Source organism: Paenibacillus sp. FSL R7-0204, assembly GCF_038002225.1.
Taxonomy (GTDB): Bacteria; Bacillota; Bacilli; order Paenibacillales; family Paenibacillaceae; genus Paenibacillus_AQ.
Genome location: NZ_JBBOCA010000001.1, coordinates 5,155,141 through 5,168,884, shown reverse-complemented (window position 1 = coordinate 5,168,884; position 13,744 = coordinate 5,155,141). Strand labels below are relative to the sequence as shown.

12 protein-coding genes are annotated in these 13,744 nt (G+C 55.4%); 9 read left to right on the top strand and 3 right to left on the bottom strand.

Features of this window, described 5'->3' with window-relative positions:
- Positions 1-14 precede the first annotated feature (14 nt).
- The 5 genes from MKX42_RS22835 (at position 15) to MKX42_RS22815 (ending at position 7,197) form a co-directional block, all read left to right on the top strand.
- Entirely contained in the window at positions 15-890 is an 876-nt protein-coding gene (locus tag MKX42_RS22835; protein WP_340754836.1) for an ABC transporter ATP-binding protein, read from the top strand.
- The gene (locus MKX42_RS22830) at positions 887-2,116 is read left to right on the top strand and encodes an ABC transporter permease (RefSeq protein ID WP_340754833.1); all 1,230 of its coding nucleotides are present in this window, start codon (positions 887-889) and stop codon (positions 2,114-2,116) included. The genes MKX42_RS22835 and MKX42_RS22830 overlap by 4 nt, the downstream gene beginning before the upstream one ends.
- Complete coding sequence (locus tag MKX42_RS22825) at positions 2,113-2,745, top strand: hypothetical protein (RefSeq protein WP_340754831.1); 633 nt, start codon at positions 2,113-2,115, stop codon at positions 2,743-2,745. Before MKX42_RS22830 ends, MKX42_RS22825 begins: the two co-directional genes overlap by 4 nt.
- A gap of 826 nt (positions 2,746-3,571) precedes the next feature.
- A complete protein-coding gene (locus MKX42_RS22820) occupies positions 3,572-6,655 on the top strand; it encodes a PAS domain S-box protein (RefSeq protein ID WP_340754829.1) in 3,084 nt (1,027 codons plus the stop codon).
- A gap of 146 nt (positions 6,656-6,801) precedes the next feature.
- Positions 6,802-7,197 carry a NusG domain II-containing protein gene (locus MKX42_RS22815; RefSeq protein WP_340757771.1) on the top strand — a complete coding sequence of 132 codons (396 nt, stop codon included), beginning with the start codon at positions 6,802-6,804 and terminating at the stop codon, positions 7,195-7,197.
- Here MKX42_RS22815 and MKX42_RS22810 read toward each other — a convergent pair whose 3' ends face one another.
- Genes MKX42_RS22810 through MKX42_RS22800 form a run of 3 tightly spaced genes read right to left on the bottom strand, consistent with a single transcriptional unit; the run spans position 7,198 to position 10,151 of the window.
- Entirely contained in the window at positions 7,198-8,055 is an 858-nt protein-coding gene (locus MKX42_RS22810; RefSeq protein WP_340754827.1) for a TIGR03943 family putative permease subunit, read from the bottom strand.
- Positions 8,056-8,092: 37 nt separating this feature from the next.
- On the bottom strand, positions 8,093-9,082 hold the full coding sequence (locus MKX42_RS22805) for a permease (RefSeq protein WP_340754825.1): 990 nt from the start codon (positions 9,080-9,082) through the stop codon (positions 8,093-8,095).
- 31 nt (positions 9,083-9,113) lie between these two features.
- Positions 9,114-10,151, bottom strand: coding sequence for a CobW family GTP-binding protein (locus tag MKX42_RS22800; RefSeq protein WP_340754823.1), 1,038 nt, complete (start codon positions 10,149-10,151; stop codon positions 9,114-9,116).
- Positions 10,152-10,366: 215 nt separating this feature from the next.
- Here MKX42_RS22800 and rpmG point away from each other — a divergent pair, with 215 nt between their 5' ends.
- The 4 genes from rpmG (at position 10,367) to MKX42_RS22780 (ending at position 13,683) form a co-directional block, all read left to right on the top strand.
- A complete protein-coding gene (gene rpmG, locus MKX42_RS22795) occupies positions 10,367-10,516 on the top strand; it encodes a 50S ribosomal protein L33 (RefSeq protein WP_036725285.1) in 150 nt (49 codons plus the stop codon).
- A 48-nt stretch (positions 10,517-10,564) separates the two neighbouring features.
- Complete coding sequence (locus tag MKX42_RS22790) at positions 10,565-11,773, top strand: GTP-binding protein (protein ID WP_340754822.1); 1,209 nt, start codon at positions 10,565-10,567, stop codon at positions 11,771-11,773.
- A 390-nt stretch (positions 11,774-12,163) separates the two neighbouring features.
- A complete protein-coding gene (locus MKX42_RS22785; protein WP_076078376.1) occupies positions 12,164-12,871 on the top strand; it encodes a metal ABC transporter ATP-binding protein in 708 nt (235 codons plus the stop codon).
- Entirely contained in the window at positions 12,823-13,683 is an 861-nt protein-coding gene (locus tag MKX42_RS22780; RefSeq protein ID WP_445669339.1) for a metal ABC transporter permease, read from the top strand. Before MKX42_RS22785 ends, MKX42_RS22780 begins: the two co-directional genes overlap by 49 nt.
- The last annotated feature ends 61 nt before the right edge of the window (positions 13,684-13,744 follow it).

The following is a 13,744-nucleotide window of genomic DNA, read 5'->3' as shown; positions in this document are numbered from 1 at the left end:
GGGAGAGAGATGAAATGGAGCTAATCATTAATCATTTGACCAAGACTTACGGAAGCAAGACGGCACTGCAGGATATCAGCTTTCGGGTTGGCGAGGGCATTCACGGCCTGCTGGGGCCGAACGGGGCAGGCAAAACTACGCTGATGCGGCTGCTCGCCACCCTATTAACGCCAAGCTCAGGAACGGTAGAGATAGGCGGGGTTCCCTTGCAGGATAAAGCCCGGGTGCGTGAGATGGTCGGTTATCTGCCACAGGAGTTTGCCTTCTATCCCGGAATGACTGTCTATGAGGCTATGGATTATCTTGCGCTGCTGTCCGGGATAGGCGGCCGTTCCGGGCGGAAGCGGAGAATAGATGATCTGCTGGAGCAAGTGAACCTTATGGAGCAGCGCCGGACGAAGGTCAAGGCGCTGTCCGGCGGGATGAAGCGGCGGCTGGGCGTAGCCCAGGCCATGGTGCATGAGCCAAAGCTGCTGATCGTCGATGAGCCGACAGCGGGGCTGGACCCCGAGGAGCGCATACGGTTCCGGCGGCTGCTGGGACGGTTCGCCGAAGGGAGAGTCGTTCTCCTCTCCACGCATGTCGTTGAAGATGTGGAGTCCACCTGCGAGCAGATGACTGTACTGCAAAAGGGAAGTCTGCGGTATCACGGCAGAATAGGCGATCTTACCGCCGCTGCGGCCGGCCGTGTCTGGATCGCTGAGCTGGACCGGGCGCAGTGGGAGCGGGACCGCGACCGCTTCCCGGTACTGTCGGCCGTGCCGGAGGGTGCAGGCATGCGGGTCCGGGTGTTGGCCGGGGAGCAGCCCTTTGCCGGGGCGCAGCAGACCGCACCGTCCATCGAAGATGCATATCTCCACCTGATGCGCAGGGAGGAATCGTTCGTATGATGGCATTGATTGGCAAGGAGATGCGCATGACGCTGCGCAGCCTGGTATTTTATCTGTTTGTGATCGCCAGCGTGTTCTTCTATTTCACTTCTTATGCTACGGAGGAGACCTGGGGAGAGCTCGGCCCTCCTGTAATAAATACGCCGCAGAATATGGGGATTGCGGAACAGCCTTATTACGGCTGGGCTACTCCGGGGGATACCCGCAGCTTGGCTGAACAGATGAAGATTCATATGCAGCGGGATCTGAATGCGGGAACCGGTGAGAAGCTCAGGCTGGGCTTCCCGATGGAGGTGGAGCTGGATGCGGGAGAGAAGGCGGCCTTCACTGCTGCAATCTCGCAGCTGGATAAAGTCCTGAAGGACCCCGGCCAATATACCATGGATGAGGTTTACCAGATCGCTGAGGCATTGAACAGCGAATTGGGCGGAAGCAGTATGTATCAGCAAGGGCTGAGTAACTACGGTTATGCTATAACGTCTGTAGACGAAGCCATGAAGGCACAGCAAGCGCAGCTTGCGGAGTATAATGCGAAGGTGGACGGGGGGGAACTGCTGCCCGGAGCCGCACGTTACTTCAGTGACTATATGTCACTGCCGGCAGGGATCTTCCCGGTCTTTCTGTCTGCCTTCCTGCTGCTGCGGGACCGTTCCAGCCGGATGAATGAATTGATCTACAGCCGCAGGGTTTCCCCGTGGGTATATGTCGGGTCTAAGTTTATCGCCCAAGGGATCATGCTCTCTCTGGTCTACCTCATTCTGGCTGTCATCGGGGGCTGGCAGACGGTGGATACGCTTGGGCTTACAGGTCAGACGGCGCAGGCCATAGGGACCTTTCTCAGTTATACGGCCTGGTGGCTGCTGCCCACCCTATGGATCTCGGTATCCTTCGGGATGTTCGGCTCCATGCTGTTCCGCCGGGGCATTGTGCCGATCGCCCTGCAGATCGTCTGGTGGTTCGTATCCGTACTGCCGCTTATGGGCTCCTATGGGCTGAACCGGCTGTTCATCCGCTTCAATTCACCTAATGACTATAATCTGTATCAGGGCTGGGCAGATGAGATTGCCCTTAACCGCAGCTTTTATCTGCTGCTGGCCATTCTTCTGACCGCCGGAGCAGCCTGGCTCTGGGAAAGAAACCGCAGCCGTCTGGATTCGGCACAGTCACTTGGCAGGAAAAAGACGAAGCGGACTCCTGCAGTCTCCGCGCCCGGAGCACTGAGATGAGCCGGCAGATCATCGCTCCGCTCGCCCGCTACAACCTCAAGCTGACAGTGCATTATTCCTGGTTGTTGTCAGCGGTACTTTTGGCAGCCGTACCGATATTCATAGACCCTGTATTAATGGACAGGCTCCAGGTTGCGAAGCTGGGAGAATTCCTAGTCAGCCTGCTGGGACTGATAGTCTACCCTCATCTAGGTCTGTTGGAGGATGGAGGCATCCAGGAGGTACTGTATGCCAAGCGGGTACGTCATCTTCCGTTGTTTCTGTTCCGCTGGCTGCTTACCGCTCTCTATATCTTCCTTGCAGTTGCTGCTTTGTTCACATGGATACATGGAAGCGGCGCAGATTTTGAGCTGTGGCCGATGGTGGGAGGGACGGCAATCACCGCCATTGTGATCGGGTCAGCCGGTCTGACGGCCACTCTTCTGGCCGGTAACCTCTCGGCTGGATATATTGCCGGATTCTCCTGGTACCTGCTGGATTTCACCACCAAGGGCAAGCTGACCGGGCCCTTTTACCTATTCGGCCTGCTTAAAGAGCCATGGGATAACGGCAAGTGGCTGCTTGCCGGTCTATCGCTGACGCTGGTACTCTTCTGTGCCTTCTGGCTACCGCGCAGGAGACTGGACTAACCTATAACCGCCGCCTTGATGTCATGAAAGTGACCAGGGCGGTTTTTTTGAAAATATAAGACTTTATATGTTGCACACGATAAAGTATCCTTCTATTTCTCGCTGAAACGATACCGTCCTTAAAAGGACGGTATCGTTTCCACTTGTAGAATTTATATGTTTTGGGGTCCCCGCAAAGTACCTGAGTCATCACCTACGCTAAAGCCCCACTACCCTGGAAATAACTTTACTTCCCCATTTCCATCTTCTGTGGTGCCGCGTCAGCGGCATGGATGGCTTTGTGGGGTTATTTTGTAAAGTCTTGGGTACGTACGTAGAATTCAGTAGTTTTGTTGCCTATCGCAGCCATACATCATCCATGCTACTGCAATCCATGCGGACTGGGAGGCCGTTATTTCAGACGTTTGGGCTATTCTGCACGCTCGGCGGACTGAGGTGCTTTTAACTAACTTATTTGCTCTTGTTTTCGGTTCGTCTAGACCCAATAACGGCCACTCAGTCCGCAATCAGCAGAATAGGTGTCTTTTTGGCAATATAAGAGACGCCCAGTCCGGCAATCACCCAAATTATTTATTTCATGTACCAAAATACTGCGAAGCCTACCCTGGAAATAACTTTACTTCCCCATTTCCATTTTCTGTGGTGCCGCGTCAGCGGCATGGATGGCTTTGTGGGGTTATTTTGTGTGTGGATATGCACATTTCCAGCGGCAAGCTTGCCCTGTGTATCTTCATTAGCGGGACTTTAGGTCTGGAGCATAAATTCCGAAATAAAGGTATAATGTTACTAAATTATGTCCCCCATTTTCTCAGAGGAGGCTCTAGCTTTGTCCGACACACTATTTAAGCACTTGTACTTGCGGTCCTCAATAGGATATGCGGCAGTAGCCATTACGGATGGTACTATGCTCATGGCCAACCCTGCGCTTTGCGGGATGTTTGGATACACCGAGACCGAACTCAAGGAGCTGCGTTACCAGGATATCGTCTTTCCGGATGAAGGGTATACCCTGGATCACGGGCAGATTATGAATGCTTTAATAAACAGTCCTGATATGGCTGTAGATACCGACAAGCGGTTCGTACATAAGAATGGTGAGATGCTCTGGGTTGCCCTGCATCTTTTTCTGATCATTGATGAACAGACTGGAAGTCCCTCCCATCTGGTTGCGGAGATGACTGATATTACCGCGCGCAAGATGGCGGAGAAGAAGATAGAGGAAGATCACCAGCTCTTCGAGCTGATTACGGAGCACACCCCGGATATGATTTCATTCGCCGATCCCGATGGAACGCTGCGCTACGTCTCCCCGTCAGTCGAATCGCTGCTGGGTTATCCGGCAAGCGAAATGATCGGCCGCAACAAAACGGAATATTACCATGAAGCGGATGCGCTGGAAATGACCGAGCCGGGGAAGCTCTACTCCGACAGTGACACCTTTACACGTAGGGTCAGGCATAAGGACGGCCATTATCTTTGGACCCAGAGCTCCTTTCAGGTGGTGCGGGGCCGTGAAGGTGAAGTGCGGCAGATCCTGACGATTGCCCATGATATCACCGAGCGGAAGAAGGTTGAAGATATGCTGGCTGCCGCGCAGGAGCTGGGACAAATGGGCTCCTGGGAATGGAATTCCGTACATGAGCAGCTGATCGCCTCCAGCCAGCTGATGGCTATCTTTGAATTAGGCGGGAATTGCGGAAATCATACCGTGATTCATTATGCTCAATTGTTTGACTGTGTAGTGCCGGAGGACCTGGACAGATTGCGCGAAGAGCTGCATTATACGCTGAAGTCCGGGTCTAAGGGCGAGGCGATTTTCAGAGTGAAGGGTAGTGAGGAGCGTAAGTCTCTCTACGCACACTGGGAGGTGATCCTGGATGCCTCCGGTAAGGTTCAGCTGATCCGCGGTATGGTGCAGGATGTGACCGAGCGCGAGCGTATGGAGGAGCAGCTGCGTGAGAGCGAGAACCGGTATAAGTCGCTTTTCGAATATAACCCGTCTGCCATCAGTGCCATGGATCTGCAGGGATACATACAGTCAATGAATGCCAGTCTGGAGCAGCTGACAGGATACAGCAGGGAGACCCTGATGCATTCCAGTTACTGTGAGATTATTGAAGAGGATGAGCTGGAGCATGTGAATATGCGGTTTCTGGCGGCAGCCGGAGGCATGGCCCAGACCTTCGATACCCGGGTGATCCGTCACGACGGCGAGAGGGTGGAGGTAGGGATGATTTATGTCCCTATGCTCATTGATTCTGAAGTGGTCGGCGTATTCGCCATTACCAGTGATATTACAGAGCCTAAGCGGTATCTGGAGCAGATCGAGAAGCTTAGCTACGAGCATGCGCTGATCCTGAACTCTGTATCTGAGGGGATTTTTGGCATGAATCTGGAGGGGGAGACTGTATTTATCAACCCCGCTGCGTCGGTCATGCTCGGATATAACCCGGGTGAGCTGGCCGGCAATATCAAGCTGCATACGATAGCGCAGACCTGGATGGACGGTGAGCTGTATCCCGGGGGACACCGGACGCTGGCGGAGCTGCTCAAGACCAAGCTCTCTTATGAGCAGGAGCAGGAAGGGATCTTCTGGCGTCAGGACGGCTCCAGCTTCCTGGTCAAATACCGGATGACGGCACTATATGATAACGGAGAGCATAAGGGGGCTGTGGTGGTCTTCCGGGATATCACCGAGGAGAAGGCCGTGGAGCGTGCCAAGGAATCTGCGGAGAAGGCTGACCGGGCCAAGTCGGAGTTCCTGGCGATTATGAGCCACGAGCTGCGTACGCCGATGAATGGAATTATCGGGATGGCCGATCTTCTGTCGGGAACGGAGCTTACGGAGGAACAGCAGTATTACACCCAGATTATCAATAAAAGCGGTGCCGCGCTGGTACATATTCTCAACGAGGTGCTGGATTTCAGCAAAATTGAATCCGGTATGATGACGCTGGATCTTCAGCCGGTCGATATCCGGCAGGTTGTTCAAAATGTATGTGAGCTATTCTATCCGCGTATCCAGGAGAAAGGGCTAATTCTGCGCAGCCATATTGAGCCGGGTATTCCGGCTGTTATCATCACCGACGAAACCAGGCTGAGACAGGTGCTGGTGAATCTCGTCGGCAATGCGGTCAAGTTCACGGAAGAAGGCGAGCTTAGCGTCTGTGTGAAGCTGGAGGCTGCCGGGGAGCCGGGCTCACTGATTCTGAGGTTCTCGGTAACCGATACCGGTATAGGCATTCCGCAGGGCAGCCAGAACCTGTTATTTCAGTCCTTTTCCCAGCTGGACCCTTCGATCAACCGCAAGTACGGCGGGACGGGACTGGGGCTGGCGATCAGCAAGAAGCTGGTCGAGCTGCTGGACGGAGCTATCGGTGTGAACAGCGTCGAAGGGGAGGGCTCGGAATTCTACTTCACCATCGGCGTGATGTATTCGGTGGAGGAGCCGGGCCAAGCACTGCTGACAGGAGTTGCTGCCACTCAGGAGTATAAGGGCGGAATCTTCAATCTGGATCATCCCGAGGGTCAATACGGCCCGTTGTCTATCCTTGTCGCGGAGGATCATCCGGTGAACCAGCAGATCCTGCAGACTTTTCTCAAAAAGCGCGGCTACACCTCTGACCTGGCAGTGAACGGGGAGCAGGCGGTGGAAGCTGTACGGTCCCGGCATTATGATCTGGTGTTCATGGATATTCAGATGCCGGGCATGGACGGAATTGAAGCGACCCGGCAGATCCGCGAGGCGATGGGGCTGTCCCCGGTGATTATTGCCGCCACTGCCTTTGCCCGGAAGGAAGATGAAGAGATGTGCCTCCGGGCAGGGATGCAGGACTTTATCCCCAAGCCGATCCGTGGAGAAGAGCTGGACAGAGTGCTGAGGGAATGGTCGGGCAGCATCCGCAGATAGTCTTGTAATATAAAAGGCCGGATAGCTGGCAGGCAAAGCAAGCGCTATTCACGTTGACAGCTTTCCCTTGTCTGCATTACTATTATATAAATCGTAAATATTACGAATAAATAATGGCAAGCGAAAGGGTCAATAGAGTGAAAACGATGAAGCGCGGAGATTTCCTGCTGATTCTCATTGTATTGCTGGCCTCCGGTTCCATCTACGGCTACAAGTGGTTCTCTAACCACAATCATCCGTATAAGCAAGGGGAGCTGGAGGCTGTAATCACCGTGAACGGCAATGCCTACAAGACTGTACAGCTGACCAAGGAAGAGCAGATTATTGATATCCGCACCAAATATGGTCACAATACGCTGAAGGTATACGATTATGGCATTCAGATGACCTATTCCGATGCCACGCTCACCATTGCGCTGGATATGGGATTCATCTCCAGGCCGAAGCAGCAGATTATTTGTATTCCGGCCCGTCTCCTGGTGGAGATCTCGAACCCGGAGTCTTCGCTGGAGGATGACGATGCGCTCGACGCGGTCATCTAGTTAAGGCTGCAGCTCTTTCCAAGCCGCTGCGGCATCGGCGTTCGTGTACACATAAGGTGTGGACGGTGCTGCCGCTGCGGTTATGCTCTGCGGAGCGATCTGCAGCGTCTCTACTCCCTCATGGAGCGTCACATTAAGCTTGCCCCGAACCTCAATCCAGGTATCGGCGGGCAGGCTTATTTGTGTACCCGGCGTAAGAAGAATACCGAAGGGGGTGGCATCTGCCGTACAGCACTGAACCAGGAAGCGGCTGACTGCATAGCCGGATTGGCCGGACCCCTGCGGCTCACGGTACAGGAAGCCGGATACGGAGATCTCCTTGCCCTCGAACTGCGATTTGTAGAGATTAAGGGCGCCCAGCGTTTCCGAGAAAATCTCAGGGAACACAGGGATGACGGGTTGCCTGTAGAGCTGTCCTGCCAGCTCTGCAAATTCGGCCTCATAGGGGTTGGCCGGCGTGAAGCCTGCCCCGGTGACGGACTCTACTGCAGTGTAGGACAGGGCAAGGCCCTTCTTGGCCGCTGCGGCGCTGCCGAGTGCCCGGTCGGGCAGCAGGAAGCCGAGCAGCAGCGGAAACAGGAACAGGCTGTACAGCGCTGAGCTGCCCAGGAGTGAGCGGGGCAGGCGGTGCTCGCAGTCGCAGAGGGCGGAGCTTCGGCCAAGCACAGCTTGGAGCCCGAGGCTGAGCGCCATCAGAGAGAGCGGAACCGGGCATAACCGGATCCAGCGGGCCAGCTTAGGCGCAACGTAATAATGGAGGGCGTCCTGCTGGACCAGATGTCCGATATAGAGGGCGAAGGCGAGCAGAATAACCGCCCTAAGTACATAGTGAAACCGGATGCTTCCGGAGCTATTCATGCAAATCCTCCTCCAGATATTCGGGATTTGGGGGCAGCTACAGCCAGAATGAAGCGAACACGGAGCCGGTGAAGACGGCCGCGGCAATGAGAAAGAACAGGTACAGGGCGAATCTGGTCTTGAATAGCGAGAGCAGCATCAGTGCGTTCTTGAAATCGAGCATCGGTCCCAGCACCATGAAGGCGAGCAGCGCCCCGGCCGGGAAGGTATGCAGGAAGGTGGACGCAACGAAGGCGTCGGAGGTAGAGCAGAGCGAGAGTGCGAAGGCCAGTCCCATCATGAACACGTAGGAGCCGAGCGGACGGTCTCCAATGGCGGACAGGCTGCTCTGATTCATGAAGGTCTGGATGCCCGCAGTCAGCAGACAGCCGATGATCAGGAATTTGCCCATCTCAAAAAATTCATCCGACGTATGCACCAGGACCGCCGCCGCCCGGCCCCCGCGTAGTGTGCCATGCTGCTCTTCGCTTCCCTCCCGGCGGATGGACAGGCGCAGCGGCGATCTGCGGACGGTGCCGTAGATAATCAGACCAATGCATGCCGCTACGGCAAAAGCCAGTCCCATCCGGGTGTAGGCCAACTCCGGATGGGAGCGGAAGGCCGTTAGGGTGGCCCCGTAGACGACCGGATTGAGAATCGGGCCGGACAGAATGAAGACGATGGCCACGTAGAGCGGCATACCCTTGTGCATGAGGCGGCGGACGAGCGGAATCATCCCGCATTCACAGACGGGGAAGAGGATCCCGAGCAGGCAGCCGAAGAGAATCGCCGGAACCGCGCGGCGAGGAATCCAGCGTGAGATCAGCTCGTCCGGCACGAAGACGCGGAGCAGGGAGGAGAGCAACGCGCCCAGCAGAACAAACGGCAAGGCCTCCAGCAGAATGCCGAGGAATGCAGTTTTGAACGTGTCGACATAGCCGTTGTCCAGCAGGCTCAGATGCCCGGGCAGCCACAGGCTGCCCGCTGTGAGCAGAAAAGCGGCGGAAAAGAGCAGCGGCAATATTTTAATCCGAGTAAGGGTTGTCAAGGGTTTATCGGCTCCTTCCCGCACAGGGGGCTTAGCTGAATAAGGCCGCCCAGCTGCGGCTGATTGCCTTCTCGTCCAGATTCAGGCCAATGCAGACGATATAAGGCTGGCCCGGGTAGCTTGAAGCCTCCCAGGAGATGCGGTTACCCGCGAGCTGTACCAGCTGCACGGAATCCCGGCCTGCAAGCCGCACATGGCCTTTGGCCCGGAGCAGACTGTAGCCCCATTGCCGCAAAAATTGCTCCAGCTCCTCCTGCCGGAGGCTACCGGCCCATGCCTGGGGAACGGTTAACGTCACTGCTGCGACTTGGGAAAAAGAGGCGTCCGTCCCGAGTTCAGGCTCCTGTACTGCCGCTATGCTGCCGCCGCTGTTACTGCCCGTGTTCATCCGCTGGAGGGTGACGCCGCTGATATTGCCGGGGCCGCGCCGGGGAGCAGAGCCTTTATATCCGCGTACGGCGATGCCTGTCAACAGCGGAGCGAGATTAATCTGGCTGTAGTGGGTGAAGACAATCTCGGATTCCGAATTTTGCTTGGAGACCATCTTCTCAATCTTCCAAAGAGTCTCCGGTTCTACCAGATCGCTTTTGTTGACGATGATGAGATCAGCGGTGGTGATCTGCTTGCGCAGGGTGCGGACGAGCTGCTTGTCGGACGAGAAGCGGCTGCTGTACTCCAGTGTATTCTCTGCATCCAGCAGCGTAATGGCGTGGTGCAGCTGCAGCCGGTCTGCCAGCGAGGGTGCCAGCAGTGACTTCGCGATCTCATCCGGGTCAGCTACCCCTGTAAGCTCGATGTAGATGATGTCCGGGCGGCGCATAAGCAGGGCGCTCAGGCTGCGCGGCAGCTCCTCTTTGCGGCTGCAGCAGATGCAGCCGTCCAGCAGCTTTTCCACACTTGTGCCGGTACTCTCCTGCAGGATATAGCCATCCACATCCTTTGCGCCCAGCTCATTCATGATTACCCCCGGGTTAAGCCCTCTCCGCTTGCTCTCCTTCAGCAGACTCAGCAGCAGGGTTGTCTTTCCGCTCCCCAGAAATCCGCTAAGTATAATCACAGGTATCTTCATGGCTCACTCTCCCGCTCCAATAGTACCGTCCCCATAAGAAGGCGGCCAAGCCGCTTCCGCTTGTAATTCCATCTATACGTCAAGCTTATTCAGGAAAGAACACTAATCTAAGAGAGCCGAAATGTTCGGGGACAGCTGTTGACAGCGGAGGGATGGAGCGTGTAGAATGTGTAAATCGTAATAATTACGATTAAATAGAAGGGAGCTTGATTGAAATGAGAGTAATCGTTACTTTGGCCTGTACGGAGACGGGCGACCGCAACTATACCACCACGAAGAATAAGAGAACGACACCGGAACGTCTGGAGATGAGAAAATATTGCCCGCGCCTGAAGCGTGTCACACTGCACCGGGAGACCCGCTAAGCTGTTTAGCAGCGTTATTCTGAAAATATAATGTACAAGGAGACTACAATGGACAAAATTCCTGTAACAGTACTAAGCGGATATCTTGGCTCCGGCAAGACTACACTGCTCAACCATATTTTGCATAACCGTGAGGGCCTGAAGGTAGCCGTTATCGTCAATGATATGAGTGAGGTGAATGTGGATGCGAATCTGGTGAAATCCGGCAGCAGCCTCTCCCGCACAGAGGAGAAGCTGGTGGAGATGTCCAATGGCTGCATTTGCTGCACCCTCCGCGATGACCTGCTGCGCGAAGTGAATCATCTCGCCTCGGAGGGGCGCTTCGATTACATACTGATCGAATCCTCCGGCATCAGCGAGCCGGTCCCGGTGGCCCAGACCTTCACTTACCCGAACCCTGAGCTGGATATCGACCTGACGGAACTGGCCCGGCTGGACACGATGGTTACGGTGGTCGATGCCAACCGCTTCTGGCATGATTTCGCCTCGGGCGACAGTCTGCTGGACCGCAATATGACGGCCGGTGAAGGCGACTTCCGGGATATCGTCGATCTGCTGATCGATCAGATCGAGACCTGTGATGTGCTGCTGCTCAACAAGTGCGATCTGGTGGAGGAAGCAGAGCTGAACAAGCTGGAGGCCGTTCTGCGCAGACTTCAGCCGCGGGCGAAGATTATCCGTACGGTGAACGCACAAGTGGAGCTATCCGAGATTCTGAATACGGGATTGTTCGATTTCGAACAGACCAGCCAGTCGTCCGGCTGGATCGCCGAGCTTGCCAAAGAGGAACACACACCGGAGACTGAGGAATACGGCATCACCTCCTTCGTCTACCGCCGGAGAGCACCATTCCACCCGCAGCGGCTGAGCTTCTTCTTCAGTAACTGGCCCTCCGAGGTTGTCCGGGCAAAAGGATTGGTCTGGCTGGCAGCCAGCGGTGATCTGGCAGCGACCATCAGCCAGGCAGGGCCGTCCATCCAGTTCGGACCCGCCGGTTATTGGCTGGCTACCCTGCCGGAGGAGCAGCAGCAGGAGGTGCTGGCTGCGGAGCCGGATGTGCTGGCGAAGTGGGACGATCAGTGGGGAGACCGGCTGAATGAGATCGTCTTCATCGGAGTCCAGATGAACCGCGAGGATATCGAAGCCCGCCTGGACCGCTGCCTGCTGACTGCAGAGGAGATGAAGCAGGACTGGACGGCATTCAACAACCCGCTTCCTTGGCCTGTCGAGGAACTGCTTGCTGCCGGACAGGAATAGCTGCTTCTGTAAATGATAGTCTGCAAAGCCGGAATCCTTTGTGCGGATTCCGGCTTTGTGCTGTATAAGGATTAGGCGCTACGAAGGCGCGTGGACAAAGGCGAATGTAAGCGAAAAACTCGGATCGAATAAGGTTAATCAGTGCGATTACGATTAATTTGCAGTTTTCAGTTTACAAATCGTAATGATTACGATAATATCAATGAAGTTGAAACGTAATCGTAAATATTACGAATAATAATTAATACTTCGTTTGTTTAATCCGTGGAACAGGGTTGGGCCGAATTACAAGTGTCTAACAATAGACGCAGCCGTAGGACCAAGCACGGAATCAGGCACGGAGCAAGCACGGCAGTGCCACAACGTGCCGGAAAGAAAGGGGGAGGAACGATGATTTTGTCATCCATCAGGGATGTGGTGTTCGGTTACGGGGATGAGCCGGTCATTGACCGCTTGTCGCTGGATCTGGAGGCCGGACAGTTCATTGGGATTACCGGTCCGAACGGGGCAGCGAAGACCACGCTGCTGAAGCTGATGCTGGGCCTGCTGAAACCTTGGAGCGGAACGGTTACGCTGAACCGGGAAATTACCGGAGGGGGCAGGCTTACAATCGGGTATGTGCCGCAGCAGGTAGCCTCCTTCAATGCCGGATTTCCGAGCAAGGTGATTGAGCTGGTCCGTTCCGGCTGTTATTCAGGGCTGGGATTGTTCCGCCGCTTCACTAAGGAACAGGAGGCGCTGGTCGAGAGCAGCCTGCGGCAGGTGGAGATGTGGGAGTACCGTAACCGGAGAATCGGTGAGCTGTCCGGCGGGCAGAAGCAGCGGATCTGTATCGCCCGCGCGCTGGCCCAGCAGCCGCAGGTGCTGGTACTGGATGAACCGGTAACCGGGATGGATGCTGCCAGCCGCACCGGATTTTATGAGCTGATGCGGCATTATGTCAGCCGCCACGGACGAACCGTCATTATGGTTACACACGGCCTGGAAGAGACAAGTTCCTATCTGGATACCGTGATTACGCTGGAACGCAAGGAGCAGGAGGGCTGGACATGCTTGGTTACGAATTCATGCAACGCGCATTTTGGGCAGGAGGCCTGATCGGGCTGATTGGACCCTTGCTGGGAGTCTACCTGATGCTGCGCAGGCAGGTACTGATGGCCGATACGCTGTCTCATGTCTCCCTTGCCGGAGTAGCACTGGGTTCCGTACTGGGATGGAATCCTGCTCTGAGCGGATTCGCTGTAGCTGTAGCAGGAGGGCTGATTATTGAACAGCTGCGCCGCTCTTACCGTACATACAGCGAGCTTCCGGTTGCTATTATTATGACCTCCGGCCTGGCGCTGGCCGTCGTTCTGATGAGCCTGAAGCAGAATCTGACCAAGAGCTTCAGCTCCTATCTGTTCGGCTCCATCGTTGCCGTAAGTGATACTCAGCTTAAGCTGATCGCCGTGGTGGCCGCAGCCGGTCTTCTCTACTTCATCATTCTGCGCCGCCCATTGTACAGCCTGACCTTCGACGAAGAGACGGCCGCTATCAGCGGTGTACGTACCGGGTGGTTGTCCTTCTCGTTCGCCGTCCTAACCGGCATGACCGTTGCCGCAGCTATGCCGGTGGTGGGTGTGCTGCTCGTATCCGCTCTGATTGTGCTGCCCGCTTCTATAGCGCTGCGGATTGCATCGGGCTTCACGGCAGCCATAATGATCTCCGTCGGCGTGGGGCTGACCGGTGTGTTCAGCGGGCTTACAGCTTCCTACTATATCAACACGCCTCCAGGAGGCACGATTGCACTCATTCTGCTGGTATTTCTGCTAGCTGCCATTACCGTACAGAAGCTGATCCGGTTGCAAAGCCGCCGGAGCCTGTATTCCTCCAAAGCCAATGAAGAAAAGGGGTCTCAGAACATATGTTGAAATTCAAATCCATAGCAATATCCAATTCGAGCGCACAGTCCACATTCACATTCAGAATCCG

Coding starts and splice junctions, on each gene's coding strand:
- MKX42_RS22835 (WP_340754836.1), top strand. CDS start 15: ATGGAGCTAATCATTAATCATTTGACCAAGACTTACGGAAGCAAGACG.
- MKX42_RS22830 (WP_340754833.1), top strand. CDS start 887: ATGATGGCATTGATTGGCAAGGAGATGCGCATGACGCTGCGCAGCCTG.
- MKX42_RS22825 (WP_340754831.1), top strand. CDS start 2,113: ATGAGCCGGCAGATCATCGCTCCGCTCGCCCGCTACAACCTCAAGCTG.
- MKX42_RS22815 (WP_340757771.1), top strand. CDS start 6,802: ATGAAGCGCGGAGATTTCCTGCTGATTCTCATTGTATTGCTGGCCTCC.
- MKX42_RS22810 (WP_340754827.1), bottom strand. CDS start 8,055: ATGAATAGCTCCGGAAGCATCCGGTTTCACTATGTACTTAGGGCGGTT.
- MKX42_RS22800 (WP_340754823.1), bottom strand. CDS start 10,151: ATGAAGATACCTGTGATTATACTTAGCGGATTTCTGGGGAGCGGAAAG.
- rpmG (WP_036725285.1), top strand. CDS start 10,367: ATGAGAGTAATCGTTACTTTGGCCTGTACGGAGACGGGCGACCGCAAC.
- MKX42_RS22790 (WP_340754822.1), top strand. CDS start 10,565: ATGGACAAAATTCCTGTAACAGTACTAAGCGGATATCTTGGCTCCGGC.
- MKX42_RS22785 (WP_076078376.1), top strand. CDS start 12,164: ATGATTTTGTCATCCATCAGGGATGTGGTGTTCGGTTACGGGGATGAG.
- MKX42_RS22780 (WP_445669339.1), top strand. CDS start 12,823: ATGCTTGGTTACGAATTCATGCAACGCGCATTTTGGGCAGGAGGCCTG.